General features: G+C 55.7%; 20 protein-coding genes. 11 read left to right on the top strand and 9 right to left on the bottom strand.

The features are described from left to right. Nucleotides 1-6 precede the first annotated feature (6 nt). Genes AC2FH9_RS16725 through AC2FH9_RS16710 form a run of 4 tightly spaced genes read left to right on the top strand, consistent with a single transcriptional unit; the run spans nt 7 to nt 4,135 of the window. Nucleotides 7-837, top strand: coding sequence for a carbohydrate ABC transporter permease (locus AC2FH9_RS16725; RefSeq protein ID WP_142639541.1), 831 nt, complete (start codon nt 7-9; stop codon nt 835-837). A 12-nt stretch (nt 838-849) separates the two neighbouring features. Next, on the top strand, nt 850-1,854 hold the full coding sequence (locus AC2FH9_RS16720; protein ID WP_142639543.1) for an ABC transporter ATP-binding protein: 1,005 nt from the start codon (nt 850-852) through the stop codon (nt 1,852-1,854). Continuing rightward, nucleotides 1,851-2,624, top strand: a complete 774-nt coding sequence (locus AC2FH9_RS16715) for an L-iditol 2-dehydrogenase (RefSeq protein WP_496694124.1) — start codon at nt 1,851-1,853, stop codon at nt 2,622-2,624. Before AC2FH9_RS16720 ends, AC2FH9_RS16715 begins: the two co-directional genes overlap by 4 nt. Next, nucleotides 2,624-4,135, top strand: coding sequence for a mannitol dehydrogenase family protein (locus AC2FH9_RS16710; protein ID WP_496872293.1), 1,512 nt, complete (start codon nt 2,624-2,626; stop codon nt 4,133-4,135). The genes AC2FH9_RS16715 and AC2FH9_RS16710 overlap by 1 nt, the downstream gene beginning before the upstream one ends. Nucleotides 4,136-4,606: 471 nt before the next feature. On the opposite strand, the gene AC2FH9_RS16705 is transcribed toward AC2FH9_RS16710, so the two are convergent. Then, complete coding sequence (locus AC2FH9_RS16705; protein WP_496872292.1) at nt 4,607-5,713, bottom strand: alkene reductase; 1,107 nt, start codon at nt 5,711-5,713, stop codon at nt 4,607-4,609. Nucleotides 5,714-5,835: 122 nt separating this feature from the next. Continuing rightward, nucleotides 5,836-6,432: a TetR/AcrR family transcriptional regulator gene (locus AC2FH9_RS16700; protein ID WP_496872290.1), complete on the bottom strand. Its 597-nt coding sequence runs from the start codon at nt 6,430-6,432 to the stop codon at nt 5,836-5,838. A gap of 621 nt (nt 6,433-7,053) precedes the next feature. On the opposite strand from AC2FH9_RS16700, the gene AC2FH9_RS16695 reads away from it, so the two are divergent. After that, nucleotides 7,054-7,422, top strand: a complete 369-nt coding sequence (locus AC2FH9_RS16695) for a hypothetical protein (protein WP_496872287.1) — start codon at nt 7,054-7,056, stop codon at nt 7,420-7,422. A 328-nt stretch (nt 7,423-7,750) separates the two neighbouring features. Here AC2FH9_RS16695 and AC2FH9_RS16690 read toward each other — a convergent pair whose 3' ends face one another. Continuing rightward, nucleotides 7,751-8,521 carry a lysophospholipid acyltransferase family protein gene (locus AC2FH9_RS16690; protein WP_496872284.1) on the bottom strand — a complete coding sequence of 257 codons (771 nt, stop codon included), beginning with the start codon at nt 8,519-8,521 and terminating at the stop codon, nt 7,751-7,753. A gap of 405 nt (nt 8,522-8,926) precedes the next feature. Here AC2FH9_RS16690 and AC2FH9_RS16685 point away from each other — a divergent pair, with 405 nt between their 5' ends. Further along, nucleotides 8,927-9,817, top strand: coding sequence for a serine hydrolase domain-containing protein (locus AC2FH9_RS16685; RefSeq protein WP_496697873.1), 891 nt, complete (start codon nt 8,927-8,929; stop codon nt 9,815-9,817). A gap of 595 nt (nt 9,818-10,412) precedes the next feature. Here AC2FH9_RS16685 and AC2FH9_RS16680 read toward each other — a convergent pair. Then, the gene (locus tag AC2FH9_RS16680) at nt 10,413-12,008 is read right to left on the bottom strand and encodes a GMC family oxidoreductase (RefSeq protein ID WP_496872282.1); all 1,596 of its coding nucleotides are present in this window, start codon (nt 12,006-12,008) and stop codon (nt 10,413-10,415) included. A gap of 109 nt (nt 12,009-12,117) precedes the next feature. Between AC2FH9_RS16680 and AC2FH9_RS16675 the strand changes: the two genes are divergently transcribed. The 4 genes from AC2FH9_RS16675 to AC2FH9_RS16660 all read left to right on the top strand — a co-directional run bounded on the left by AC2FH9_RS16675 (nt 12,118) and on the right by AC2FH9_RS16660 (nt 16,236). After that, nucleotides 12,118-13,356: a TRAP transporter substrate-binding protein gene (locus AC2FH9_RS16675; RefSeq protein WP_142638251.1), complete on the top strand. Its 1,239-nt coding sequence runs from the start codon at nt 12,118-12,120 to the stop codon at nt 13,354-13,356. A gap of 65 nt (nt 13,357-13,421) precedes the next feature. After that, nucleotides 13,422-14,087, top strand: coding sequence for a TRAP transporter small permease (locus AC2FH9_RS16670; protein ID WP_142638249.1), 666 nt, complete (start codon nt 13,422-13,424; stop codon nt 14,085-14,087). Continuing rightward, nucleotides 14,087-15,445, top strand: coding sequence for a TRAP transporter large permease (locus tag AC2FH9_RS16665; protein WP_496689852.1), 1,359 nt, complete (start codon nt 14,087-14,089; stop codon nt 15,443-15,445). The genes AC2FH9_RS16670 and AC2FH9_RS16665 overlap by 1 nt, the downstream gene beginning before the upstream one ends. A gap of 11 nt (nt 15,446-15,456) precedes the next feature. Further along, a complete protein-coding gene (locus AC2FH9_RS16660) occupies nt 15,457-16,236 on the top strand; it encodes an IclR family transcriptional regulator (RefSeq protein ID WP_496697447.1) in 780 nt (259 codons plus the stop codon). Between the two features lie 300 nt (nt 16,237-16,536). On the opposite strand, the gene AC2FH9_RS16655 is transcribed toward AC2FH9_RS16660, so the two are convergent. The 5 genes from AC2FH9_RS16655 to AC2FH9_RS16635 form a co-directional block, all read right to left on the bottom strand. After that, entirely contained in the window at nt 16,537-17,364 is an 828-nt protein-coding gene (locus AC2FH9_RS16655; protein WP_496872279.1) for an alpha/beta hydrolase, read from the bottom strand. Nucleotides 17,365-17,367: 3 nt separating this feature from the next. Next, a complete protein-coding gene (locus AC2FH9_RS16650) occupies nt 17,368-18,249 on the bottom strand; it encodes a tryptophan 2,3-dioxygenase (RefSeq protein ID WP_142638241.1) in 882 nt (293 codons plus the stop codon). Nucleotides 18,250-18,312: 63 nt separating this feature from the next. Next, a complete protein-coding gene (gene tdh / locus AC2FH9_RS16645; RefSeq protein ID WP_142638456.1) occupies nt 18,313-19,341 on the bottom strand; it encodes an L-threonine 3-dehydrogenase in 1,029 nt (342 codons plus the stop codon). 14 nt (nt 19,342-19,355) lie between these two features. Further along, the gene (locus AC2FH9_RS16640; RefSeq protein ID WP_496707504.1) at nt 19,356-20,540 is read right to left on the bottom strand and encodes a glycine C-acetyltransferase; all 1,185 of its coding nucleotides are present in this window, start codon (nt 20,538-20,540) and stop codon (nt 19,356-19,358) included. 110 nt (nt 20,541-20,650) lie between these two features. Then, nucleotides 20,651-21,214: a helix-turn-helix domain-containing protein gene (locus tag AC2FH9_RS16635; RefSeq protein ID WP_496872277.1), complete on the bottom strand. Its 564-nt coding sequence runs from the start codon at nt 21,212-21,214 to the stop codon at nt 20,651-20,653. Between the two features lie 118 nt (nt 21,215-21,332). Between AC2FH9_RS16635 and AC2FH9_RS16630 the strand changes: the two genes are divergently transcribed. Continuing rightward, nucleotides 21,333-22,508, top strand: a complete 1,176-nt coding sequence (locus AC2FH9_RS16630) for an acetyl-CoA C-acyltransferase family protein (RefSeq protein WP_281973592.1) — start codon at nt 21,333-21,335, stop codon at nt 22,506-22,508. The last annotated feature ends 81 nt before the right edge of the window (nt 22,509-22,589 follow it).

The raw sequence follows: 22,589 nt of genomic DNA, 5'->3' as shown, positions 1-22,589 counted from the left end.
AACGATATGAGCCGCTCAGTTACACCCCGTCGCAAGTCGCTTAACACCGCCCTGGCATGGGCCGTTGGGCTGCTGATCTTTTTCCCGATCCTCTGGACCATCCTGACCAGCTTCAAAACCGAAGCACAGGCCATCGCCAGCCCGCCGCTGTTTCTGAACTTTGACTGGACGCTGGAAAACTATGCCATCGTTCAGGAACGCTCGGACTATATGCGGTTCCTGTGGAATTCGGTCATCATCGCGGGTGGTTCGACCATATTGGGCGTGATCATCGCGGTGCCCGCCGCCTGGGCGATGGCCTTTGTGCCGTCAAAACGCACCAAAGACATCCTGCTGTGGATGCTGTCCACCAAGATGCTGCCTGCGGTCGGTGTTCTATACCCAATCTACCTGCTGTTCATCCGGCTTGGGCTTTTGGACAGCCGCGCGGGTCTGGTTGTGGTTCTGATGCTGATCAACCTGCCGATCATTGTCTGGATGCTGTACACCTATTTCCGCGAAATCCCCGGCGAGATCCTTGAAGCCGCCCGCATGGACGGGGCAACGCTGAAAGAGGAAATCCTCTATGTGCTGACGCCCATGGCGGTGCCCGGTATCGCCTCGACCATCCTGTTGAACTTTATCCTCGCCTGGAACGAGGCGTTCTGGACCCTCAACCTGACCGCAGTCGACGCGGCACCGCTGACGGCCTTCATCGCCAGCTATTCCAGCCCCGAGGGCCTGTTCTTTGCCAAACTCAGCGCGGCATCGACCATGGCAATCGCACCAATCCTGATCCTTGGCTGGTTCAGCCAGAAACAACTTGTCCGCGGCCTGACCTTCGGCGCCGTGAAATAAGGAAAACTCCGCATGGGACGCATTCAACTCAAATCCGTGACCAAGAAATTTGGCGACGTTGAAGTCATTCCGCCGCTGGACCTGACCATTCAAGATGGCGAGTTCACTGTCTTCGTCGGCCCCTCGGGCTGCGGCAAGTCCACCTTGTTGCGGCTGATTGCCGGGCTGGAGGATATCACCTCGGGCAATATCGACATTGACGGGGCGGATGCCACCGATGTGCCGCCCGCAAAGCGCGGTCTGGCGATGGTGTTCCAGTCCTACGCGCTGTACCCGCATATGACGGTGCGCAAGAACATCGCGTTCCCGCTACGCATGGCCAAGCTGGACCAGGCCGAGATTGACCGCCGCGTAGAAGGCGCTGCTGATGTTCTGAACCTGACCGATTACCTGGATCGCAGACCGGGCCAACTGTCCGGCGGTCAACGCCAGCGCGTTGCCATTGGCCGCGCCATCGTACGTGAGCCTGCGGCGTTTCTGTTTGACGAGCCACTCTCGAACCTCGACGCCGCCTTGCGCGTTGGAATGCGGCTCGAAATCAGCGAGCTGCATAAGCGTCTTGCAACCACGATGATCTATGTGACCCACGACCAGGTCGAGGCGATGACGATGGCCGACAAGATCGTCGTGCTGCAGGCCGGTGTGATCGAACAGGTGGGCAGCCCGCTCGAGCTGTATAAGACTCCGCGAAACCTGTTTGTCGCGGGCTTTATCGGCTCACCCAAAATGAACTTCATCGCGGGCGAAGAAGCCGCGAAACATGACGCCCATACGATCGGGGTCCGCCCCGAGCATCTGGAAGTATCCGACAGCTCCGGCACCTGGTCGGGGGTGGTTGGGGTTTCCGAACATCTGGGCTCGGACACGTTCTTCCACATTCACGAAACCGGCCTTGCGGACACGATCACCGTACGAGCGGGGGGTGAAGTTGGCTTCAACCACGGCGACCGTATCTATCTGACGCCACGCGCGGATGTGATCCATCGGTTTGACGCAAAGGGCCTGCGGATCGAATGACACGTCTGGTCGGTAAAACCGCCCTGATTACCGGGGCCGCGCGTGGCATCGGACTGGCCTTTGCCAAAGCCTATGTTGCCGAAGGGGCCCGTGTCGCGTTGGCCGACATTGACGGCGCGCGCGTGCAAGCCGCGGCCGCCGAAATCGGTGAGGCCGCTTTGGCTATCGAGATGGATGTGACCAACCAGCAGAGCATCGATGCCGCGGTGGCAAAGACGGCTTCACATTTCGGTCCCATCGACATTCTGATCAATAACGCTGCCATCTTTACCGCAGCACCCATCATCGAAATCGAGCGCACCGACTATAACCGCGTCTTTGACATCAATGTCTCGGGCGCCTTGTTCACGATGCAGGCCGTCGCGCGCCACATGATCGAACACGGGACCAAAGGCCGGATCATCAACATGGCATCGCAAGCCGGACGACGGGGCGAGCCTCTGGTCGCCGTCTATTGCGCAAGCAAAGCCGCTATCATTTCGCTTACCCAATCTGCAGGGCTGAACCTGATCCAACACGGCATCAACGTAAATGCCATTGCTCCGGGGGTTGTCGATGGCGAACACTGGGATGGTGTGGACGCCTTTTTTGCAAAGCATGAGGGCAAAGAGCCCGGGCAGAAGAAACGCGAAGTAGCCGCAGCGGTGCCGCACGGACGGATGGGCCGTGCCGAAGACCTGACCGGAATGGCCGTGTTTCTGGCCTCAGACGAGGCGCAGTATATCGTCGCGCAAACCTATAATGTCGACGGCGGGAACTGGATGAGCTGATGGATCCTCTGGCAAACGCAAATCCCCCGGTGCGGCTGCGGCGCGACAGCCTTGCAGATATGCCTGCGACTGTCAGGACACCGAATTACCTGCCCACAGACCTGAAACCCGGCATCGTCCATATCGGGTTGGGCAATTTTCACCGCGCGCATCAGGCCTGGTATATCCACCAGTTGATGCAACAGGGCCAAGCACTGGACTGGGCGATCATCGGGGCCGGTGTCCGCAGCTATGATGCCGAAATGCGAGAGAGGTTGCTGGCGCAGGACTGTCTGACAACACTGATCGAGCTGGACCCAAAGGGAATATCCGCCGAAATTGTCGGAGCCATGATCGACTACCTGCCAATCGAAGAGGGCAATGCGACGCTGATCCGGCAGATGGCCGATCCGTCCATCCGGATTGTGTCGCTTACAGTGACCGAGGGCGGCTATTTTCTGGACGCCAATACCGGCGCGTTCAACGCCGATCACGAAGACATTCGATACGATGCCGCCCATCCAGACCAGCCGCGAACCGCGTTTGGCGCCATTGTTGCAGCTCTTCGACAGCGCAAGAAGGAGGGTTTGAAACCCTTTACCACACTCAGCTGCGACAACCTTCAGGGCAACGGGGTGATCCTGCGAAACTGCATTGTTGGTTTGGCGCGTATGTCTGACCCGAATCTAGCCACATGGATCGACCAATATGGCGCATTTCCCAATTCGATGGTGGATTGCATTGTACCCGCTACGACAGAGCAGGTTGTTTCGCAATGCCACGGACTTGGAATCGATGACCGCGTCCCTGTCTCACATGAAAACTTTCGCCAATGGGTGATCGAGGACAATTTTTGCGCAGGGCGTCCGCCGCTCGAACAAGTCGGTGTCACACTGACCCACGATGTTCATAGCTATGAGACGATGAAACTGCGTATTTTGAACGGCGGTCATCAGCTGCTTGCGAATGTCGGAGAAATCCTGAACGTCCCGACGATTTCACGATGCATGCAGGACTCTGATATCCTGGCGTTTTTCGCTAAAGTTCAGGCAGAAGAAATCCTCCCGCATGTCGCTGCTGTCCCCGGCGCTAAACCAAGTGAATATCTTGATCTGGTCGAAAAGCGATTTGCAAACACCGCCATCCATGACACCACGCGCCGCGTCGCGTTTGACGGATCCTCACGGCATCCCGGTTTCTTGCTGCCTTCGCTGCGTGACGCGGTTGCCTCGGACCCTGCCCCCAGCGGGCTGGCCCTGGCCGAGGCATTCTGGTGCCGGATGTGTGCAGGCAGGCGCGAGGATGGGTCTGAAATTGCGCCAAACGACCCCCATTGGGACGCTCTTCAGCACATCGCGCTGGCGTCCAGAGATGATCCGAAACTGTGGATCGAGCAGGATCAGTATTACGGCGAGATTGGCCGTGATACCCGCTTTGGTCAGGCCTTTTCTTTTTGGCTGACCAAGATCTGGAGACATGGCAGCCGCGCTGCGATAGCAGACTACGTCGCGCAGACCTCCGCGTCAGAATAACCGGTCAAAACACATGGAGATCAGTCGCGGGCCAAAACCGCGCAGTTCCGAGACGTATCACGTGCAAACGCGGCGCAGGGGTTCTGACACAGCAAATTGGCACGCACCCATAAAAATTGTAGGTGTTCTCATAACGCTGCATCGCCGCCATTGATTTTACTCACAAAAATTGAAGACTTTTGCGCATAAATTTGCACGATTTGCCCATAACATTGCGCGGTTTGAGAAACGCGCTCAATTGATGGTAGTCACCAAACATCTTCTTCAACTAAAGCCGGGCGTTTCTCAATCAAGAGTAAATTCTTATTGGAAATATTCGACCCTGATCATAGGGAAGCAGTTCTTTCGAGGGCTTGTGATAGATCCTCGCTTCGAGAATGGATATTTCTGTAATTGCCAAGTGAGCGCGTCCAAACCGACGCGCTCACTTTGCTTGGTATTGCTTGTCACTACAGAGTTAAGAGCGATGTATCACTCTGCAGCAACAGCTTCCTCTTCCAGTGCCGGGTAGTCGGTGTACCCTTTTTCATTGCCGCCGTAGAGCGTGGTTGGATCGAGCTCATTCAGAGCGGCGCCTTTCTCCAACCGGTTGACAAGATCAGGGTTGGAAATAAACGGCCGGCCAAAGGCCACCAGATCGACGGCTCCGGTTTCAACCGCTTCAATCGCCATGTCTCGGTCATAAGCGTTGTTGCCCATTTTCGCACCGTCAAACAACTCATAGAGCATCTTCAGATCGCCACCTTCCGGAATTTCGCGGGGGCCGCCGGTCTGCCCCTCCACAAGATGGAGATAGGCCAGCCCATAGCCATTCAGCAATTTGACCGCATGAGTGAATGTCGCCTGCGGGTCGCTGTCGGAGATGTTGTTGGCGTCCGAGAACGGGCTGAGGCGGACACCAACGCGGTCGGCGCCCCACACGTCAGCAACTGCGTCCATGACCTCTTTCAGAAACCGTGCTCTGTTCTCGACAGGACCGCCGTATTCGTCTTCACGCTTGTTGGACTCGTCCCTCAGGAACTGATCGATAAGGTATCCGTTGGCTGCATGGACCTCGACACCGTCGAAACCGGCCTCCTTGGCGTTTTCTGCGGCCCTCCGGTAGTCGGCAACGATGCCAGCAATTTCTTCGACAGCCAGAGCCCGCGGCTCGGATGTTTCGACGAACTGCTCACCATCAAAGGTCTTGGCCTTAGCGCCGATCGCAGATGGCGCAACAGGGGCACCACCATCCGGCTGTAAGCTGGTATGCGAAATCCGGCCCACATGCCAAAGCTGGATCACGATCTTGCCGCCCTCAGCATGGACGGCCTCAGTCACTTTTCTCCAGCCGTCGATCTGTGCTTCGGAATAAATGCCAGGTGTCCAGGCATAGCCTTTGCCTTGGGGCGAGATTTGCGAAGCTTCCGTGATGATCAATCCAGCACCCGCCCGTTGCACGTAGTACTTGGTCTGCAATTCATGGACGCTGTCATCTTCGGCTCTTGCCCGGTTGCGGGTCAGTGGTGCCATGACAACGCGGTTTTTCAGCTCGATTGCACCAGCTTTGATGCCGGAGAACAGTTTTTTATCAGCCATTGCTGCTTCCTTCTTTGGTAAACTTCGTTCAGAAATTATTGGACCAATTAGTCCAATATTAGGGTCACTGTCTCTTGTTTGAGTTTGTGTTAGGTTTCATTTCCTTATGGTGGCGGGAGGCCTTATGGCGAAATCACCAACCGGGCTTGTTTCAGGGTTTGTGATATCTGATCCCCGGGAACACCCGCCTTGCGCAAAGCTAGTGTGCCGATTGCAAGGGAGGCAAAAGCACGCGCCTTGTCGAGTGCCCGTCCCGGGTCCGAAGGCTCAAGCGCTCTCGCAATAATCTCGTCAATACTCTCCAAATGGTGCCGTCCGAGAGCCGCCACTTCATCATCCTGCGGAGCAAGTTCCGTCAGGCAGTTGATAAGCATGCAGCCGTCACGACCTCCTTGCGGGTTCGCCAAAGCTTCCATTATCGCACCAACGGGATCATCCCCGCCCGCATCTGCAACGTCACGCAGATTTTTCAAACCACGCCTTGAATAGTGCCTGAGGGCTTTGTGAAACAAAGTCTGTTTGTTGACGAACGTTCCATAGAAGCTGGACCGGCTCAAACCCATGGCCTTGGTCAGATCATCCACAGATGCGGTCTCGTAGCCCTTGTGCCAAAAAACGCACAAGGCTTTTTCCAAAGCCTCAGCTTCGTCAAAGGCGCGAGGCCTACCCGGGCCTGCGGGTGATTTGATGTCGCCAACTGCGAGAGTTTCTTTGCTCATGAGCAAGATGTGGAATGGTCGGCCCAGAAATTCAAGGTGGCGGTAGGGAATTTTTGGAATGGTCAGTCCGTATTGTGACCAGAGAAAGGAATTTAGGTCCGTGGAAATGCAAAACCTCCCCGGCGCGTTTGGTGTCACGCTAATCTTCGGATCAGGACTGTTAGTCTTCTTGCGGGAGTGTCAGACGAAGAGGATCGTGTTCGTAGAAAAGAAAGTTCACCCTCGGCACTCGTTTCCAACACTGGACAGAGTGACTGGCGGCTTTGTCCAATACGTAGATGTTGATCACTCACAAACCAGAGATTGGTTCGGTAGATCCATGGCCAATGCCCTCAGCTTGTGAGGATTACCACCCCAATGAGTAACAAAGCCTCGAATTCAGAACTGGTTTTACGAGCATCAGTACGGCGGGCCGTTGTAAGCAAACCAACAATAATTTCAGCGCGCTAGGTTAAAAAAACGAGGTTAGCTGAAGTTTAATTCGCCCAATGTGAACTTCTTAACTTTGGCTAGAACGATTTCTTGTCAGTATCGTTTCATGAGTTGTTAGTGAGTTCGGTGAGTAAGTAGATGTATTTGTATAAGTTTGAGGGACATTGTAGCGCAGTCAATGACATCCGGATGGATGATTTTGCGCTTGAGTATCCGTTGTTGGACGATGCCGGCGTGCACGCACAATGGCAAAATGGCTCCTGGCAGATCACGCGGATAGCCGATATCTGGACAAGAACCGGGAAGGTACTTTCTTTGCCTTACAAAGGGGCCAACGCCTATCCATCTTTCCAGTTTGCTGAGGATGGAACCCCGCTTCCTTTGATGGAAAAAGTGTTGAAAGCCCTGCCACGAGAAATGACGCCGTGGCAATGCGCATTCTGGTTAACCTCACCCAAATCAGAACTCCGAGGGGAAAGTCCGGCAAATCGCATTCAGACCGGCGATGACTGCATAGTCGATATCGCAGGCGAAGCTGGTGGTCTGATGGCGGCTTAGTGTTAGCTTTTGGTCACTCATACGTCGTACAGCATCTGGCAAATTCGTGTCTCCCCTGCTTTTTCTACCTCCGGCATGAATAGCGAGTTCAGGGCACTCAAATGTCCATTCTCTTCTGAGGGTTCAGTGACAATACCAAGCAGTCCAACCATAGATAAGACCGGCTAAGAGCATACTGAAATACGGGTACTAACTAGGCCTTCGCATATCGATACCCGTTGGAGAAACCCCACCGACAAGTAAAACTGTTCCGCAAATCTGGTATCTGCCGCTACGAGTAGCCGAAACTCAACAAACTCGGTTTCTGCATATTTCTGTCAAACAGACTTCACCGCTCAAACACAGCCATCATCTGCCTGCGCAATCGCGACAGATCCTCATCCACACTAGCGGTAGGATCGCACGCGAATGTTGGCAATGCCTCCACACGGATCGTCCCGCTGCGCGGTAAATGTTTGCCGCGTGGAAGTAGACTATCGCTGTCGTGGATGACAATAGGGGTGATCGTGCGACCGGTTTCTCGGGCGACTAAGACTGCACCCGCTTTAAAGTCCCCTAGCGATTCTGTTTTGGCTCGGGTGCCTTCTGGGAATAGCACGATGGAACAGCGGGCGGGCATTTCCTTGACAGCCTTTATCAGCGTATCCATGGCCGTTGAGCCGGAGTCCCGGTTGATAGGGACGAGACCCGCTCCATCAAAACCTGTGCGCAGGAGTTTGCTGTTCCAGAACTCTGACTTCGCCGCGAAAGTGAACCATTTGGTGTCGGGCACCACGAGCATGAGACTGAAGCCATCGAGATGGCTACGGTGGTTGACCACGATGATGCTGTTGGTGTCGGCGGCGAGGGCATTCTTTTCCTCAGGACGCATCTCGACGCGGATGCTGAGGAGCCACAGCAGGCGTGAACATGACCGTTTCACCAGGCGCCAATACCAACCCCGAAACCCTCTGCGCCGAACGCAAAGAAGAGGGGCAAAGGCCACGAAGAGGAAATAAAACAGGCCGATAAGAACCAGTATAGCGCGCTTGATAAGGCGTATTGGCAATGGGTCAATGGCGCGAGTAGCGCGGTCTTTACCGTCAGGTGAAAGGGGCATGACGTCCTCTGATAGGGCCTGTGGCAGGTGCGTAAGCCATAAAAAAGGCCACCGGAGGTCCTCCGGCAGCGCTTTGACACGCGCCACTTGAGAAGGAAGACAGCCACCGCACACCTCTCTATCTGTCGAAGTCAATGCCAGATCAATGAGAAAAGACGACGTACGGGAATGTATCTTGGTGCTTCAGTGTGACTTGAGTTCCAACTGACCGGCCTTGGCATAAAATATCGGTAAGAGCCCTTACCAACAAAGCCGAGTGATCTGGTAGCTGCGAGTGCACAAGGCTGCTTACAGCACTTTGCCGACTTTGACCCCTTGGTTCCCGTCAATTGTCTGAGTGAAATGACCGAATGTCGGCTGCGAGCCCAAATTGACACCGGCAAAGCAATGCCAGACATATGCAAAATGACCGTTCAAACAGTTCACTCTTATTGGATAACAGCCTCTGGCCGAGAAGGATTCTCTGGTTCGGTTGAGGCCTGCTTTCCCTATTGGAGCTTCACCAAAACTGTAATTTCAATCTGTGCTTTGAAACTGGTTGAACGCGGGAAACTCGACCTGGACGCCACGCTGAAGGGCGAACGTTACACCCTTCGCCAACTTCTAAAGCACACCTCTGGTCTCCCAGATTACGGGCAGTTTTCTGAATATCACTCAGCCGTTGCGGCCAAGGAAACACCTTGGACACGCAACAAACTACTTGATGTGGCGCTTGCAAAAGGAATGTTGTTTGAGCCGGTACAAGGTTGGTCTTATTCCAACATAGGCTACATGTTTGTAGTCGAGCTAATCGAAGCGACGCTGGAGACGCCGCTTCGTGAGGTTATTGCCGATATGGTGTGCAAGCCGTTGGGCCTGAACAGTATTGAGCTTGCAGAAACATGCGAACAATTTCGGAGGGTACATTGGGAGGCCGCGACTGACTACGACCCAAAATGGGTCTACCATGGGTGTTTGATCGGAAACGCGCCAGATGCCGCGCGGCTACTGCACGCGCTTATGTCTGGTCATCTGTTGCAGCCAGTTACCATGCGCCAAATGTTAGATGCAAAAATCCTTGGCGGTGCTATTCCCAACCGTCCATGGACAGAATGTGGATATGCTCTTGGCCTGATGTCTGGTGCTTTGAATAGTGTGGGTAAGGCGGTAGGGCATTCCGGTGGTGGACCGTTTAGCGTAAACGCAGTCTATCATTTTCCTGACGTTACTGATCCAATCACTGTGGCCTCGTTTACAGATGGGACCGCTGAGGGTGTTGCCGAGTTTGCAGCGGAGAGGCTAGCCGAAGATCAATGACTGCTTCGTCCGCACTGCCGACCTCTGGCGCGCTGGGAGGCCTTTGATGGCTGACAGAAGTTGTCAGATGGCCGCTCTGAGCCCTTAACAGACCTTGATCACACCTCTGTCTTTCGCTCATGCAGCAGGTCGCGAACTACGTAAACCGGACATTCTCTGAGTTGCACGCAGATGGCGGTGACGCGGATTTAGCGGCCAATAGCGTTCACCGACGCAGTGTCAGTAGCCAAGCATTCAGGCTCGCGACCCAGTGCTGTTTATATCTCTCTCTGCAAGTGAAGTACTTGTACGCCAAAAATAGGAAAGTGGACGTTCCGATTTGAACTATTGGAAAAGCAAGTAGTGTCCGCGACCGCTTATGCATGTTTCGCGAGATTGGTTTGACGTCAAAATCTGAGCTGGATGCAGCACAGATCGTTGACCAAGAGTCGCCCTCCCAGATCACGGTCAGCCATGAGACAAGAGTTGGCAAAGTGCGAGTTGCGATCAGACATAATCAACAGAACAGCTTGAGCTTGCGCGACTGGCACACCGATCCATCGGTTGCGAGTGTTTTGGGCATTCTGCATCGCACACAGGCAAGATGGAGGGCCTGTCAGGCATCCGCGATTATCAAATCGCTCGCCTTTTCCCCGATCATGATTGCCGGTGCGTTGGTGTTGCCACTGACGATCTCGGGCATGATCGAACAATCGGCCACGCGCAGATTTTCTAGTCCGTGAACCCTTAGTTTAGGATCGACAACAGATGCCTCAGAGCTTCCCATCGCACAGGTGCCGGTTGGGTGGTAGATTGAGGTCGAATTCGACCTGGCCCAATCCAGCGTAGCGTCATAGTCGTTGCAATTCAGATCTGCTGTTGGTCGAAACTCTTCCGAAATCTTCGAGGCCAAAGGGTTTTTCTTGGCAATTCGCCGCGCGATATTCACGCCATCGACGATGGTTCTGCAATCTGTTTCTGTGGACAAATAGTTCGGTATGATCTTGACATGTTTGGACGGATCGGGGCCGTTCAAGCGCAACTCCCCCCTGCTTTCCGGGCGCAGCTGGCAGACCGACATTGTAAAGGCCGAGAACGGGTGTACGCCCTCGCCCGGGCTGTCAGCGGACCAGGGTTGGACATGAAACTGTATATCGGGTGTCTCTACATCCGGGCGCGTTTTCATGAAGCCGGTGGCAAGGCTGGCCGCCATCGTCATAGGCCCGGCACGGAACAGTGCATATTTCAGAGCGATGCGCGCCTGATTGAACAGGCTGCGGACTTCATCATTCAGTGTTGGTTCATTGCACTTGAACACCAGGCGCGCCTGTAAATGATCCTGCAAGCCCTTACCGACGCCAGACAGGGCGTGAAGCGGTTCGATACCGTTTTCTTTGAGGTGGTCCGGGTCTCCAATCCCCGACAACATCAGGATCTGGGGTGAATTGATCGCGCCGCCAGACAGGATAATCTCGCGTCGAACCTTCAGAGTTCGCTCGACCCCCGACCTGTCCCGGTAAACCAGCCCGGTTGCCTTTTTCCCGTCCAATACCACGCGCGTCACAAATGCGTTGGTGATGATGTTCAGATTCTGACGACTTCGAATGGGTTTGAGATAAGCCACAGCCGCGCTGCAGCGACGACCGTTGCGGGTGGTCAGTTGGAAATACCCCACGCCCTCTTGTTCAGCACCGTTGTAGTCGGGGTTGAACGGGTAGCCTGCGGCCTGTGCCGCGGCAACCCAGGCGTCGCAGATGGGGCGTTGAATGCGCATGTTCGAAACAGACAAAGGCCCGCCAATGCCGTGAAACTCATCTTCACCGCGTTCTTGATCTTCGCAGCGTTTAAACAGGGGCAAGACATCGTCCCACCCCCATCCCTCATTGCCCATTTGCCGCCAGCGATCGTAGTCTTCTTTCTGGCCGCGGACATAAAGCAGTCCGTTCAGCGAGGATGAGCCGCCCAGCACCTTGCCTCGTGGCCAGTCTATGGATCGTCCATTAAGTCCCGGATCGGGTTCAGTGCGATAGCACCAGTCAACCGACGGGTTGTGCATTGTTTTGAAATATCCGACCGGAATGTGAATCCACGGGTTGGTGTCGCGACCGCCAGCCTCCAGCAATGCGACGGTCGTATTGGGATCAGCACTCAAACGGTTGGCAATGACACAGCCCGAAGATCCTGCTCCGACTACCGCATAATCGACTTCCATAACTGTCTCCTCCCGACGCGACTGAAAAAAACTCTATGCAAGATGCGAGAAATATACTAGCCTTTTTTGATACAAAACGTCTCATTAATTGCGATCAGGGAGGTAGGCAATGGAGATCGGTAAGAAACTAAGTGGCATTTCCCGGCGAGATTTTTTTCGTGTGGCCGGGCGCTATGGCATGAGTTCGACACTGCTGGCGGCAGGTGGGTTCGGTGGCGCGATGAGCCTGGCGAATCTGGCGCAGGCAGCCGAATCAACCTATGAAAAGCGCTTCTCGAAAGAGCCAAAGCACACGCTTAAATTCGGCGCATCGGGCTTTAACACCCGCAATCTGCTGATCGAACGCGCCGGCGCGATCGAGTTTGCACGCGATCTGGAAGAGCGCACGGACGGTGAAATTCGGATCGAGTTCATTGGCGACAACCAGATCTGCGGGCAGCTGAGCTGCGTTGAAAAAACTCAGCAGGGCATTGTTGATATTTACGCGGCCTCGACCCAGAACTCGGCTGGAGGCGCGCCGTATCTCAACGTGCTGGACTATGCTTACATGTTCCCCAGCCGGGCAGCGCAGTATCACTTCTTCTACAGCCCGGCGAGCCAGCGCATTCTGCGTGATCCGCTTGAGAAACGGCACGGCCTGAAGTTCCTGTTTACCCACTGTGAATTGCGCGGCCTGCAAATGGGTTCGACCTTTGCCGACAAGCCGACCGTCACCAAACTGGAAGAGCTGTTCGGCACAAAGAACCGTGTGACGGGTACACAGCTGGGACGCATTGCGATGCAGCTGTTGAACCTGAATCCGGTACCGGTTGCATGGGAAGAAACTCTGGATGCGTTGAAGACTGGTCTGATCGACGGGGCTGAAACGTGGGCATCGGCCGTCGCATATGCCAACATGGCTCCAGTGGTGTCGCAGTCAGTCAACCTGAAATTCTTCTGCGGCACTGAACATACCTCAATGTCAGCCAAAGTGTTCGACAGTCTGGGCGGGGAGCTTCAGGATGCTGTGATGGAGTCTTCCTACTTTACGCAGGCTTTGATTCAAGGTGCCAATGAAGCGGCTTTGCTGAACACCGTCGGTTTCTCGGAACCGCAGCTGCCTGATACTATCTTCGCCGAAAATGGAGTACGTCCGGCATTCCTGCCAGATGATCAGATCAAACTGGCCGAAGAGATGTGCGCCCCGAACTACAACCCCGAACCCTGGGCGCAGTGGCGTGAGCGTTTGAACAAATGGGCCGGCGGCATCGATACCTATCAGGAAATCTACGACATCGCGCGTGAGATTCCGGCAGACACCCTGCCGGAAAACGTAGAACCGCGCCGTTGGTGGAAAGGCGAAGCCTGATACAAAAGACGAACCGGCCCCAAGCGGGCCGGTTCTAATACACACCGACTGGGAGGACGGGGTACATGTCGTTTTGGGCAGACACAGGCGCGATCTTCAGTGCCTTTCTCAGCCAGGATTCGTTCGAGATTCAATCAGCGCTGGAATCGGACGCCGCATGGGTGTTGGGCGCGGTTGTTTCAGCCATGGGCGGATTCGTGATCATGCTGATCTATCGGACAGTGCCGTTTATCGAACGCCATCTGGAGCGGTCGGTGATGGTATATTCTTACCTCGCCATTGCGTTGATCATTTTCTGGGGCGTGATCGACCGATTCGTGTTCAACGATCAAGAACCGTGGTCCACCACTATCCCTCCCTTGTTGTTTATGGTGATGGCGTGGTTCGGGGCCACGTACAATGTTCGCCTGCGGACGCATCTGAGTTTCAATGAGTTCCGCACCGCAATGCCCCGAGGCGGGCAGTTGGCCTGTTTGATCCTTGATGCGGTGCTGTGGTTCATCTTTGCCGTGATCGTCATCGTGACGACCACGCGACTGGTTGCGTTATCGGCGTCAAATTTTCAGATCGTTCTCGGCACGGACAATATCATGCAGTGGTGGTTTTTGCTGGCCGCGCCTCTTTCGTTCTTTTTGATGATCGGGCGTGTGTTTCAGAACCTCGCCGACGATCTGCAAAACTGGAAAACAGGTGAGCCGCTGATCAAGCAGGCCGTGATCGGAGCAGACTGATGACAGACGGAACTTTGGTTACACTGATCTCACTTGGGGTTACCTTTCTGTTCATGCTGGGCGTGCCGGTGTTTTTGGTCATCGGCTATTGGGTGATCGGCTGCTCATTCGTCCTTGGCTTGACGCTGGACAATATGGGGGCCGAACTGTTGAACGTGTTCAACAAAGGCTTTGCCCTGCTCGCGATGCCGCTCTTTATCCTGACCGGAGACCTGATCAACAAGTCTGGTATTGCCCGAAGGCTCAGCGATTTCGCCTATGCCTGTCTGGGCTGGATACGTGGTGGGTTGGCGATGGCATCGCTTGGTGCCTGCGGGTTATTCGCGGCGATTTCGGGATCAAACTCGGCGACGACAGCCACAATTGGTTCGATGCTGCACCCCGAGATGGTCAAAGGTGGCTATGACGAACGGTTCAGCGCGGCGACCGCTGCGGCAGGGGGTACTGTAGGGATCATTATCCCGCCTTCCATTATCTTCATCGTCTATGGCTTCTTGATGAACCTTCCTATTTCCGAGTTGTTCGTGGCGGGCATTCTTCCGGGCGCGCTCATGGTCTTTGGTATGCAATTCGCGTGCTGGATCATTTGCCGCATGAACGGGTGGGGCCATCTGATCCCTTTGCAGCTCAACCGGGTACTGAAAACGGCATTTGGCGCCTGGCTTGGATTTTTCGCCATTGGGCTGGTGCTGTGGGGCATCTACACAGGCAAATTTTCACCGACAGAAGCCGCGGGCGTGACGGTTGGCTTCTGTGTGATCGCTGGTTTGGTCAGCTATCCGATCAACCGGATTATGGGGGCCAGAAACGACATATCGCCAACCGAGAAGAGTTACGCCGAAATGTTCGTGGTCGAAGGCTTTACGATCCCCGAGATCCCCTCGATCGTCATCCGCTCGGCCCAGATCACCGGCATCCTTGCGCCGCTGATCGCGATATCAGTTGTGATGCAACAGATCTTGTCATTGCTCGGCGCGCAACAAACCATTGGAGATTTTGTAACCTCGATGGGTGGGTACTATGCGGTTCTATTCACGTCGATGGTGATTGTCTTCTTCTCGGGTATGGTTCTGGAAAGCCTACCTGTAACCATAATTCTCGCTCCAATTCTTGCGCCAATCGCGGCCTCGGTTGGGATTGATCCAATCCATTTCTCGGTGATCTTCCTTGTGGGGGCGTCCATTGGATTCATCACACCACCTTATGGGCTGAACCTCTATGTGGCTTCAGGAGTAACAGGAGTACCCTATTTCCGGTTGCTTCGGTATACGGTACCCTATCTGGTGGCGCTTCTTTCGGTTTGGATTTTAGTGTCGCTTGTGCCCGATCTGGCCTTGATACTGCTGCCAAATAGCTAGACTGTTGCAGGATGGCCGAGACGGAAACACAAGAAAAAGAAACTCAAATACCGACCAACCTCCGCCTCCTGCTGATCCTCGAGGAGGTGGCGCGGCGTGGCGTTTCCGTAAAACCATCGGATCTGATTGAGGCATTAGGTCTGGCCAAGCCAACAATTCACCGTCTGCTGCAAACCGCAGAAGCCGAAGGGTTTCTGCAGCGGGATCTCGATGGCAGATCGTATGGCCCGGGACACCGGCTGCGACTGCTATCGGTCAACACCATGTCGTCCGAGCATTTGCGCACTGCGCGACTGGCGATCTTGCGCAGTGTGGCTGAAACTGTTGGCGAGACATGTAATCTCGCCATTCCAGACCGCGAGGGCATGATCTATCTCGACCGGGTGGAAACGAAGTGGCCCCTGCGAATTCAACTGCCGGTCGGGACACAGGTGCCTTTCCATTGCACGGCCAGCGGCAAGATGTACCTGTCCACACTACGGCAAGGAAAGCTGGATGGGTTTCTTTCGGCAGGACATCTACAACCACAAACCGAACGCTCGCTGACCGATCCCAAGGCATTGCGATCGGAGATCCAACGTATCTCCGAGAATAGTTATTCCACCGATGACGAGGAGTTCATGACCGGAATGACTGCCCTAGCAGTACCCGTTCAGGATGGACAAGGCCGATTGGTAGGCACGCTTTCGGTTCACGCGCCGACACAACGTCATGACGTCAACAGTCTGATGTCGTTTCTGGGCATACTTCAGAAGGGAGCGAAGCAGCTTTCGGCTCTTTTGAGCGAGTGACTAATGCTTCAGATGACAGTCAAAGCGTGATTTTTTTCACCAGCTGCGAATTCGATCATCGACCGGTTTGGAGAATTCTGCACCAGAATGGATGAGAGCGCGATAAAAGTTCCGTGTACTCCGTTCGTTCAACTTTGCAGAGTCGACATTAGCGCACCGCTGCCATTCCTAGCTAGTACAGCATCTGTCACTCTGGGCGCAAATCGGACACTTGCGTGTACCGCCACAAATGCAGGGATATGGCGACTTGCTCAGTGCATGACGCAAAGGTCAGAATATTCTTTCGCCCAACACCTATGATTACCGAGGAGCCGGCAGGAACGTGCTTGCGTGCATGATGATGTCGAAATGCTGCATCCCTTTCTGCAGATCAAAACTGACAGAATGCCCGCCTTTACGCAGCAATTCCGCATAGTCCCGGCTTTGACGAATGAATTCGGGTGTGTCGCGCTCGGCGACGGTTACATGGTAACGCGGACCGGGGGCGGGCAGGTGCAGGATGGGTGAGAAATCGTGTATTTCGACCGGGGTCAGTTGCAGCGGGTCATTCACCGGCGTCAGGCTGATCGGTTCAAGATCATAGACGCCGCTGATCAGAATCACCTCTCGTACCCGCAAGCCGGCGCGGGCTAGCGCATCGGCTGAAGTCGCCATCATCATGGCCGCCAGATGTGCCCCGGCGCTGTGCCCCGACAAGGTGATTTGCGCCGGATCGAACCCAAGGGCCGTCGCCTGTGATCCCAGCCAAAGCAGGGCATCGCGGCACTCTTTGATCATCTGATCCAGTCGGGCCTCAGGTGCGAGCGTATAGTTCAGCGTTGCAAAGGCTTGCCCGTTTTCCACCAGTGTAGGGGCCATCATCGCCGACTCACGCTGACTGAGCGCCTGCCAGTAACCTCCGTGAATAAAGACATGCAGCGGAGCGTTGGCCGTCGACGCAGGAAAGAAGTCGAGCACCTGTTCAGATGTTTCGCCGAAGGGCAGGTTTTCCCGGCATTCCATCCGGGCGCGGTTCTGCGCACTCAGCGCGGCGTAGCTCTCAAGATAGGGTGTCAGATCGCCGCCAACCATCGAACTGGGAGAATACTCCTGCTCCAGCTCTGTCTGAGTGAAACCACGATACAGCATCGCCTACTCCTGCCCGCTATACATCAATTCGGTGCGCACATCGTAGAGATCGTGAAAGAACCGCAAGTCCAGCGCTTTGCGCAGGAACGACACACCGCTAGACCCGCCTGTACCTGGCTGGTTGCCAATAACTCGCTCGACCGCGGTGACATGGTCAAACCGCCAGCGCTGGAACAGGGATTCAACGTCCATCAGCTTTTCGGCCAGCGCATAGAGGTCCCAATACTGATCGGTATTGTGAAACACCTGAGCCCAGATTTTCACCACGCGCGGGTCGCCGGAATAGGGTTGTGCAAAGTCACGGTTCAGCAGGTCATCAGGCACGTCAAACCCTTGCCGGGCCAGCATGTGCAGCACTTCGTCATAAAGCGAAGGCTTGGTCAGTGCGGCATCCAATAATTCCATGACTTCGGGATCATGCTGGTGAACCTTCAGGGTCGAGGCATCCTTGTTGCCCAGAATGAATTCAATCTGACGATAGCCATAGCTTTGAAATCCCGAGGAGCTGCCAAGTGCTTGCCTAAAGGTCATGTAATCGGCGGGGGTCATGGTCAGAAGCGTTTCCCACGCGGAAATCAACTGCCGCTGGATTGCTTTGACCCGGTCGAGATTCTTCATTGCCGGGCCAAATTCGTCCTCTTGCAGAAAGCGGCGCACTTCGACCAGCTGGTGATGCATCAGCTTCAGCCACAGCTCGCTGACCTGATGGATGATAATGAACAGCATCTCATCTGGTTGCGCGGGATCCTGAAACGTCTTTTGCAGATTCAGTAGGGTTTTGAGCTGCAGGAAGTCGCCATAGCTCTTGCGGTGGGTTTCGGCGAAATCCGTGACCAGAGTGTCCTCGATCCCGCGTTCAAGATACCGGTTGTCCTTGTCGCTCATCTGCGCCTCCAAACACCTGAGTTCCCTCCTGTTTAGGGGGTGAAGCCGTTTAACGCCAGAGGGTTAGGTCCAATCCAGAACAACCTTGCCGGATCGACCTGATTTCATCTCGCCAAAGCCCTTGGCGAATTCATCAACCTTGAAACGGTGCGTGATCACTCGGCTGACATCCAAACCGTTCTGTAACATGGCAATCATCTTATACCAGGTCTCGAACATCTCGCGCCCATAGACACCTTTGATGGTGATGGCCTTGAATACGATGCGGGACCAGTCCACGGGGGATTTTCCAGGTGGGATGCCCAGCAGAGCGATCTTGCCGCCCATCACCAGTGCCTCGACCATCTGGTCCAGTGCAATTTGTGAACCTGACATCTCAAGCCCGACGTCAAAACCTTGCTGCATGCCCAGTTCGGCGATCACGTCCTGCAAATCTTCCTTGGTCACATCGACAGGGCGCAATGTTGGCACAACATGCGCAGCCAGCGTCAAGCGGTCCGGATTGATATCGGTGATCACCACATGCCGCGCGCCTGCATGGCGGGCCACGGCGGCGGCCATGATGCCGATGGGGCCTGCACCGGTGATCAGCACATCCTCACCCAGCAGATCAAAGCTGAGTGCGGTGTGCACGGCATTCCCCAACGGGTCGAGAATGGCTCCGATTTCGTCGGGAACGTCATCGGGCAGGGGTACCACGTTGAAGGCAGGTAGTTTCAGGTATTGCGCAAAGGCACCCTGTTCGTTGACGCCGATTCCGCGCGTGCCGGGATCCAGATGGAACTTGCCAGCGCGGCTTTGGCGGCTGTCGGTTGTGATCAGGTGCCCCTCGCCGGAGCAGCGCTGGCCGATCTCAAGCCCGGTCACGTTGCGCCCGATCTCAACGATTTCACCGGCAAATTCATGGCCGGTGATCATCGGGGTGGGCACCGTGGCGGCGGCCCAGTCGTCCCAGTTCCAGATGTGGATATCGGTGCCGCAGATGCCGGTCTTGTTGATGCGGATCAGCACTTCATCAGGGCCGATCTCGGGCACCGGGGCCTGCACCATCCACAGCCCCTCCTCGGGCTTGGATTTTTCCAGCGCTTTCATCGTATTGGGTCGCATCAGATAATCCCCAGCTCTTTGCCGACCTTGCCAAAGGCGGCCAGCGCACGGTCCAGCTCATCCTTTGTCAGCGTCGCATTCATCTGCGTTCTGATCCGTGCCTTACCGCGCGGGACGACGGGGAAGAAAAAACCCGAAACATAAACGCCTTCGTCAAACAGCTTTGCGGCCATGTCCTGCGCCAGTTGTGCTTCGCCCAGCATTACCGGGATGATCGGGTGTTCGCCCGGTAGAAGGTCAAAACCCAACTTTTCCAATCCCGCGCGCCAATACTTGGCGTTGCCGAACAGTTGCGCGCGCAGCATGTCGCCCTCTTCGACCAGACGGATGGCTTCGATCCCGGCAGCAACGATTGAAGGCGGCAGCGAATTTGAGAACAGATAGGGCCGCGCCCGCTGCCGCAGCAGGTCGATCACCGGCTGCGGCCCGGCGATATAACCGCCGATTGCCCCCCCAAGTGCCTTGCCCAAGGTTCCCGTCAGAATATCCACAGCGACACCGAAATGATCCGGTGTACCGGCCCCGTTCGGACCCATGAATCCGGTGGCATGGCAGTCATCGACCATGACAATGGCGTCATATTTGTCCGCCAGTTCGCCGATTTTCGGCAAGTTAGCCAGATAGCCATCCATCGAAAACACACCGTCTGTCGCGATCATGATGTGACGCGCGCCGTCCTCGCGCGCCTGCTTCAGCCAGGCCTCCAGATCGTTCATGTCGTTGTTCAGATAACGATAACGTTTGGCCTTGCACAACCGTACCCCGTCGATGATTGAGGCATGGTTCAGACTGTCCGAGATGATGGCGTCTTCAGGCCCTAACAAAGGCTCAAACAGCCCTCCATTGGCATCAAAACAGGCGGCAAACAGGATCGCATCGTCCTTATTCAGGAATTGTGCCAGCTTCTGTTCCAGCTCACGGTGAATGTCCTGTGTGCCACAAATAAACCGGACCGAGGCCATGCCGAACCCTTTGGGCTCCATCGCATCTTTGGCGGCGGCGATCAGTGCCGGATGATCGGCCAGACCCAGATAATTGTTGGCGCACAGATTGATGACCTGCCTGTCGCCCACAGTAATCTCGCCGCCCTGGGGCGAGGTGATCATTCGTTCACGCTTGTACAGACCCTCCGCTTCGATCTGCACGAGGGTGTCGGTGACATGGGACAGGAATGCATCTGACATGGCGATCTCCGTTCAACTGAGTCGCATGTCTAACATAACGGATGAAATTCCCAAATAGGGGAATTACAGTATGAAGGAAAAATTTCCGTAAAGGCGGAAATGCGCCGGTGTCAGGCGTTTTTGACGATCAGGAACACCCTTGCTGGCTTCTTGGCAGTAATTGAGTGCAGAACGTCGGCCGCGTATCGCGCGGTGTCGCCCTGGTTCAGCTCGCTGACGGCACTGCCCGAGGTGACGCGCACAGCACCTTCAAGTACAGTCAACTGTTCATGCGCGCCGCGGGCGTGTGGTTGGCTGTTCAGCGCGCCATCACTGTCAAAGCGGATATCGTAGACCTCGTGGCCACCGGCCTCTTCGGGCGGGGAGAGGATACGGATGCGGCAATTCTGGCCCATATTGTCGATGCTGGGCACTTCGTCGCTGCGCAGGGTTTCGATCTGATCGGCGCTATTGGCCTCTTCCAGCAGGCCAGCGAAATCCACCTGCAGGGCACGGGTCAGGTTCCACAGGGTCGAGATCGTCGGGCTGCTTTCGCCGCGTTCAATCTGGCTGACCATGGATCGGGACACGCCGCTGAGATTGGCCACAGCTTCCAGCGACAGGCCTTTGGCGCGGCGGGCCTCTTTCAGGCGGGCGGGCAGGCGCGTCAGGATATCGTCTGAATTTTCCGTCATGACGGAATCTCATGCGCGTTTGGTGGCCTCATGTCAATTCCGCTTGTGACGGTACGTCCTATGGGACAGTTCCAATGACTGGATGCATAGTGCCCGCAAATCCACGAGGAGAAGAGACATGAAAGATATCGTCATTCTTGATGGTGCGCGCACCGCGATTGGCACATTTGGTGGCGCCTTGGCTTCAACTGCGCCGATTGATCTGGCGACCGTTGTGACTGAAGCGGCGATGGAGCGATCTGGAGTTGCGCCCGAGCAAATCGGCAATGTGGTGTTTGGTCATGTCATTAATACCGAACCACGCGACATGTACCTGTCACGCGCCGCGGCCAAGCAGGCCGGTATCCCCGTTGAAACGCCCGCGATGAACGTAAACCGTCTGTGCGGGTCCGGTGCGCAGGCGATTGTGTCGGCGGTACAATCCCTGATGCTGGGCGACGCCGAATTCGCTGTGGCTGGTGGCGCCGAAAGCATGTCGCGGAGTCCGTATATCGTGCCACAGGCGCGCTGGGGAGCGAAGATGGGCGATGTCACCTCGATGGACATGATGCTGGGCGCGTTGAACTGCCCGTTTGGCACTGGCCATATGGGCATTACGGCCGAAAACGTTGCTGATGAGCACCAGATCACCCGTGAGCAGATGGATGAATTCGCGATGGCCAGCCAAACCCGTGCGGCGGCTGCGCTGGAGGCGGGGTATTTCCAAAGCCAGATCACGCCGGTTCAGGTCAAGGTCAAGCGCGACATGGTCGATTTCATGGTCGACGAACATCCCAAACAGACATCCGCCGAGGCGCTGGCCGGGCTGCGTCCTGCCTTCCGCAAGGATGGCCGGGTGACGGCGGGCAACGCGTCGGGCATCAACGATGGTGCGGCGGCGATGGTACTGGCCACGGCGGAGGCGGCCGAAAAGGCCGGCTTGAAACCCAAGGCACGCATTCTGGGCTATGGCCACGCAGGCGTACGCCCCGAGGTGATGGGCATTGGTCCGGTTCCTGCGGTGCAAAACCTGATGGCGCGGACGGGCCTGACGCTGGGTGATTTCGATGTGATCGAAAGCAACGAAGCCTTTGCCGCGCAAGCGTTGGCCGTGAACAAAGAGCTGGGCTTGGATGCCGCCAAGGTAAACCCGAATGGCGGGGCGATTGCGCTGGGCCATCCGGTGGGTGCAACCGGTGCGATTATAACGCTGAAAGCCCTGTATGAGCTGGAGCGCACGGGCGGGTCCAAGGGTTTGGTCACCATGTGCATCGGTGGCGGTCAGGGCATTGCCATTGCCTTTGAGCTGCTCTGAAACCGAACCAAGCAGGGGGGCTGTCTGCCCCCCATCGCACCTGTGGCGCAATTCCCCCCGAAGGTATTTTGGCCAGATGAA

Source organism: Ruegeria sp. CDSC081 (assembly GCF_059610485.1).
The sequence above is the reverse complement of the archived record's forward strand: the minus strand, read 5'-3'. Positions and strand labels throughout refer to the sequence as shown.

Bases quoted from the DNA above. Each gene is read 5' to 3' on its own strand.
- AC2FH9_RS16725 (WP_142639541.1), top strand. From the start codon at position 7: ATGAGCCGCTCAGTTACACCCCGTCGCAAGTCGCTTAACACCGCCCTG.
- AC2FH9_RS16720 (WP_142639543.1), top strand. From the start codon at position 850: ATGGGACGCATTCAACTCAAATCCGTGACCAAGAAATTTGGCGACGTT.
- AC2FH9_RS16715 (WP_496694124.1), top strand. From the start codon at position 1,851: ATGACACGTCTGGTCGGTAAAACCGCCCTGATTACCGGGGCCGCGCGT.
- AC2FH9_RS16710 (WP_496872293.1), top strand. From the start codon at position 2,624: ATGGATCCTCTGGCAAACGCAAATCCCCCGGTGCGGCTGCGGCGCGAC.
- AC2FH9_RS16705 (WP_496872292.1), bottom strand. From the start codon at position 5,713: ATGGCTGATAAAAAACTGTTCTCCGGCATCAAAGCTGGTGCAATCGAG.
- AC2FH9_RS16700 (WP_496872290.1), bottom strand. From the start codon at position 6,432: ATGAGCAAAGAAACTCTCGCAGTTGGCGACATCAAATCACCCGCAGGC.
- AC2FH9_RS16695 (WP_496872287.1), top strand. From the start codon at position 7,054: ATGGATGATTTTGCGCTTGAGTATCCGTTGTTGGACGATGCCGGCGTG.
- AC2FH9_RS16690 (WP_496872284.1), bottom strand. From the start codon at position 8,521: ATGCCCCTTTCACCTGACGGTAAAGACCGCGCTACTCGCGCCATTGAC.
- AC2FH9_RS16685 (WP_496697873.1), top strand. From the start codon at position 8,927: ATGACCGTTCAAACAGTTCACTCTTATTGGATAACAGCCTCTGGCCGA.
- AC2FH9_RS16680 (WP_496872282.1), bottom strand. From the start codon at position 12,008: ATGGAAGTCGATTATGCGGTAGTCGGAGCAGGATCTTCGGGCTGTGTC.
- AC2FH9_RS16675 (WP_142638251.1), top strand. From the start codon at position 12,118: ATGGAGATCGGTAAGAAACTAAGTGGCATTTCCCGGCGAGATTTTTTT.
- AC2FH9_RS16670 (WP_142638249.1), top strand. From the start codon at position 13,422: ATGTCGTTTTGGGCAGACACAGGCGCGATCTTCAGTGCCTTTCTCAGC.
- AC2FH9_RS16665 (WP_496689852.1), top strand. From the start codon at position 14,087: ATGACAGACGGAACTTTGGTTACACTGATCTCACTTGGGGTTACCTTT.
- AC2FH9_RS16660 (WP_496697447.1), top strand. From the start codon at position 15,457: ATGGCCGAGACGGAAACACAAGAAAAAGAAACTCAAATACCGACCAAC.
- AC2FH9_RS16655 (WP_496872279.1), bottom strand. From the start codon at position 17,364: ATGCTGTATCGTGGTTTCACTCAGACAGAGCTGGAGCAGGAGTATTCT.
- AC2FH9_RS16650 (WP_142638241.1), bottom strand. From the start codon at position 18,249: ATGAGCGACAAGGACAACCGGTATCTTGAACGCGGGATCGAGGACACT.
- tdh (WP_142638456.1), bottom strand. From the start codon at position 19,341: ATGAAAGCGCTGGAAAAATCCAAGCCCGAGGAGGGGCTGTGGATGGTG.
- AC2FH9_RS16640 (WP_496707504.1), bottom strand. From the start codon at position 20,540: ATGTCAGATGCATTCCTGTCCCATGTCACCGACACCCTCGTGCAGATC.
- AC2FH9_RS16635 (WP_496872277.1), bottom strand. From the start codon at position 21,214: ATGACGGAAAATTCAGACGATATCCTGACGCGCCTGCCCGCCCGCCTG.
- AC2FH9_RS16630 (WP_281973592.1), top strand. From the start codon at position 21,333: ATGAAAGATATCGTCATTCTTGATGGTGCGCGCACCGCGATTGGCACA.